3 protein-coding genes are annotated in these 3,666 nt (G+C 58.4%); all 3 read left to right on the top strand.

The window, feature by feature from the left end; genetic code table 11:
* Positions 1–278: 278 nt before the first annotated feature.
* The 3 genes from QMX93_RS30225 to QMX93_RS30215 all read left to right on the top strand — a co-directional run bounded on the left by QMX93_RS30225 (position 279) and on the right by QMX93_RS30215 (position 3,509).
* Positions 279–1,589, top strand: a complete 1,311-nt coding sequence (locus tag QMX93_RS30225) for a sugar ABC transporter substrate-binding protein (RefSeq protein WP_212549441.1) — start codon at positions 279–281, stop codon at positions 1,587–1,589.
* Positions 1,590–1,743: 154 nt separating this feature from the next.
* Entirely contained in the window at positions 1,744–2,670 is a 927-nt protein-coding gene (locus QMX93_RS30220) for a sugar ABC transporter permease (protein ID WP_053119886.1), read from the top strand.
* A gap of 8 nt (positions 2,671–2,678) precedes the next feature.
* The gene (locus tag QMX93_RS30215) at positions 2,679–3,509 is read left to right on the top strand and encodes a carbohydrate ABC transporter permease (protein WP_159811330.1); all 831 of its coding nucleotides are present in this window, start codon (positions 2,679–2,681) and stop codon (positions 3,507–3,509) included.
* Positions 3,510–3,666 lie beyond the last annotated feature (157 nt).

Raw genomic sequence — 3,666 nt, 5'->3', positions numbered from 1 at the left:
AGATATAAGTGACTGACACACCGCTATCGCGAGCAGGCTCACTCCTACAGTTCCGGGTTAAACCTGTACACATCCGATCGCCCCGCACCGCTGAAAACCCCTTCCCTGCGTTTACCCCTTCAAACCCCAGTGCAAAAAAGTATCGATTCCAGTGCTAGGGATGATTTGTCAGCCCGGCCATTGAAGGCTGTAATCAGTGCACATTCTTCCTGCAGTCGGAAGACACAAAAACAATAACTGTCCTTCTGCCCCCGCCGGGCGCAGAAAAGGAGTGCACGATGCAACCCACTGCAAAAGCTCTGCTTGCCCTCACCTGCATGACCCTCAGCAGCGTCAGCCTTGGCGCCCAGACCCTGACCATCGCCACCGTCAACAACAGCGACATGATCCGCATGCAGAAGCTCTCGAAAACCTTCGAGACCGAGCATCCCGACATCAAGCTCAATTGGGTGGTGCTCGAAGAAAACGTCTTGCGTCAACGCCTGACCACCGACATCGCCACCCAGGGCGGCCAGTTCGACGTGCTCACCATCGGCATGTACGAAGCTGCACTCTGGGGCGCAAAAGGCTGGCTGGAGCCGATGAAAGATCTGCCGGCCAGTTACGCCCTCGACGACGTCTTCCCATCAGTGCGTGAAGGCCTGTCGGTCAAGGGTTCGCTGTACGCCCTGCCGTTCTACGCCGAAAGCTCGATCACCTATTACCGCACCGATCTGTTCAAGGACGCCGGGCTGACCATGCCGGAGCGGCCGACCTGGGAAGAGATCGCCGGCTTCGCGGAAAAACTCACCAACAAAGATAAAGAGCAGTACGGCATCTGCCTGCGCGGCAAGGCCGGTTGGGGCGAGAACATGGCGCTGATCAGCACCGTCGCCAACGCTTACGGCGCGCGCTGGTTTGATGAGAAGTGGCAGCCGGAATTCAACGGCCCCGAATGGAAAAACGCGCTGAACTTCTACGTCGACACCATGAAGAAGTCCGGCCCACCGGGCGCTACAAGTAATGGTTTCAACGAAAACCTCGCCCTGTTCAACAGCGGCAAGTGCGCGATCTGGGTCGATGCCAGCGTCGCCGGCTCGTTCGTGACCGACAAGACTCAAAGCAAAGTGGCTGATCACGTCGGCTTCACTTTCGCCCCGCATCAGGTGACCGACAAAGGCTCGGCGTGGCTGTATTCGTGGGCACTGGCGATTCCGACCAGTTCCAAGGCGAAAGACGCCGCGAAAGAATTCAGCGCCTGGGCGACGTCCAAAGAGTACGGCGAACTGGTCGCCAAGACCGATGGCATCGCCAACGTTCCACCGGGTACTCGCGCCTCGACCTACAGCGATGCGTACATGAGCGCTGCGCCGTTCGCCAAGATCACGCTGGAATCGCTGAAGGCTGTCGATCCGAGCAAACCGACGCTGAAACCGGTGCCGTACATCGGCATTCAACTGGTGACCATTCCTGAGTTCCAGGCGGTGGGCACCCAGGTCGGCAAGCTGTTCTCGGCAGCGCTGATCGGCCAGACCACGGTGGATCAAGCCCTCGCTGCCGCGCAGCAATCCACTGAACGCGAGATGAAGCGCGCCGGTTATCCAAAGTAACCCGCACCGTTCGCTCCTGCCTTTTGTAGGAGTGAGCCTGCTCGCGATAGCGGTGTATCAGTCACCGACTGTGTTAGATGGAAAACCGCCATCGCGAGCAGGCTCACTCCTACATTAGATCTCCATAGGTCTGTATGACTCGGTTGTGATCGCCATGAATACTTCAACTGCCAAAGCCCACATCGACTTGTCCCAGCCCCAGCGCAAAGTCCGCGTGCGCAATCCCGGCTGGTTTCTGGTCAGCCCTTCGGTGGCCCTGTTGCTGCTGTGGATGATCGTGCCGCTGGGCATGACCATTTATTTCTCGCTGATCCGCTACAACCTGCTCTACCCCGGTGAAAACGAATTCGTCGGGCTGGAGAATTTCACTTACTTCCTGACGGATTCGGGGTTCATGCCCGGTGCGACCAACACTTTGTTGCTGGTCGGCAGTGTGTTGCTGATCAGCGTGGTACTCGGCGTCCTTATTAGTGCGCTATTGGAAGCGAGCGAATTTCTCGGTCGCGGCATCGTGCGGGTCATGCTGATTTCGCCGTTCTTCATCATGCCCACGGTCGGTGCGCTGATCTGGAAGAACCTGATTTTCCACCCGGTCTCGGGGATCCTCGCCTACATCTGGAAACTGTTCGGCGCGCAACCGGTGGACTGGCTCGCCCACTACCCGCTGCTGTCGATCATCATCATTGTCTCGTGGCAGTGGCTGCCCTTCGCGATCCTGATTCTGATGACCGCCATGCAGTCCCTCGACCAGGAACAGAAAGAAGCCGCGCGCCTCGACGGTGCAGGGCCGATCGCGATTTTCTGGCACCTCACCCTGCCACATCTGGCACGGCCAATTGCCGTGGTGGTGATGATCGAAACGATCTTCCTGCTGTCGGTGTTCGCCGAGATTTTCACCACCACCAACGGCGGCCCCGGCTATGCCTCGACCAACCTCGCTTACCTGATCTACAACCAGGCGCTGGTGCAGTTCGACGTCGGTATGGCCTCGGCGGGCGGCTTGATTGCCGTGGTCATCGCCAACATCGCCGCGATCATTCTGGTGCGGATGATCGGCAAAAACCTGACTGACAAAGCCTGAGGCCTGCCATGACTCTTCAACAATCCCGCCGGCTGCAAAGCCTGCTGCTCGGCACCCTGGCCTGGGCCATCGCGATCGTGATTTTCTTCCCGATCTTCTGGATGGTGATGACCAGTTTCAAAACCGAAATCGACGCGTTCGCCACGCCGCCGCAGTTCATCTTCACGCCGACGCTGGAGAACTACCTGCACATCAACGAACGCAGCGACTACTTCAGTTTCGCCTGGAACTCAGTGGTGATTTCCTTCAGCGCCACCGCGCTGTGCCTGTTGATCGCGGTGCCGGCGGCGTACTCGATGGCGTTCTACGAAACCCAGCGCACCAAAGGCACGCTGCTGTGGATGCTCTCCACGAAAATGCTGCCGCCGGTGGGCGTGCTGATGCCGATTTACCTGTTGGCCAAAACATTCGGCCTGCTCGACACGCGCATCGCACTGATCGTGATCTACACGCTGATCAACCTGCCGATCGTGGTCTGGATGGTTTACACCTACTTCAAGGACATCCCCAAAGACATCCTCGAAGCCGCCCGTCTCGACGGCGCCACGTTATGGCAGGAAATGGTGCGTGTGCTGCTGCCGATCGCCAAGGGTGGCCTCGCCTCCACTGTGTTGCTGTCGCTGATTCTGTGCTGGAACGAGGCGTTCTGGTCGCTGAACCTGACCTCGTCGAAAGCCGCGCCACTGACCGCGTTGATCGCTTCGTACTCGAGCCCCGAAGGCTTGTTCTGGGCCAAGTTGTCGGCGGTGTCGACGCTGGCCTGTGCGCCGATTCTGATTTTCGGCTGGATCAGCCAGAAACAACTGGTGCGCGGCCTCTCCTTCGGCGCCGTGAAATGAATCCCCCAAACCAACACATTCCCCCTGTAGGAGTGAGCCTGCTCGCGATAGCGGAGTGTCATTCAACAATGATGTCGGCTGAAACGGCCTCATCGCGAGCAGGCTCATTCCTACAGAAAAGCCGATCTGGTTTAACCCAATAATAAATGGCGGAGGC

It is taken from the genome of Pseudomonas sp. PS01303 (assembly GCF_029959385.1).
Taxonomy (GTDB): domain Bacteria; phylum Pseudomonadota; class Gammaproteobacteria; order Pseudomonadales; family Pseudomonadaceae; genus Aquipseudomonas; species Aquipseudomonas rustica.
This window is presented reverse-complemented; position numbering and strand designations above follow the sequence as displayed.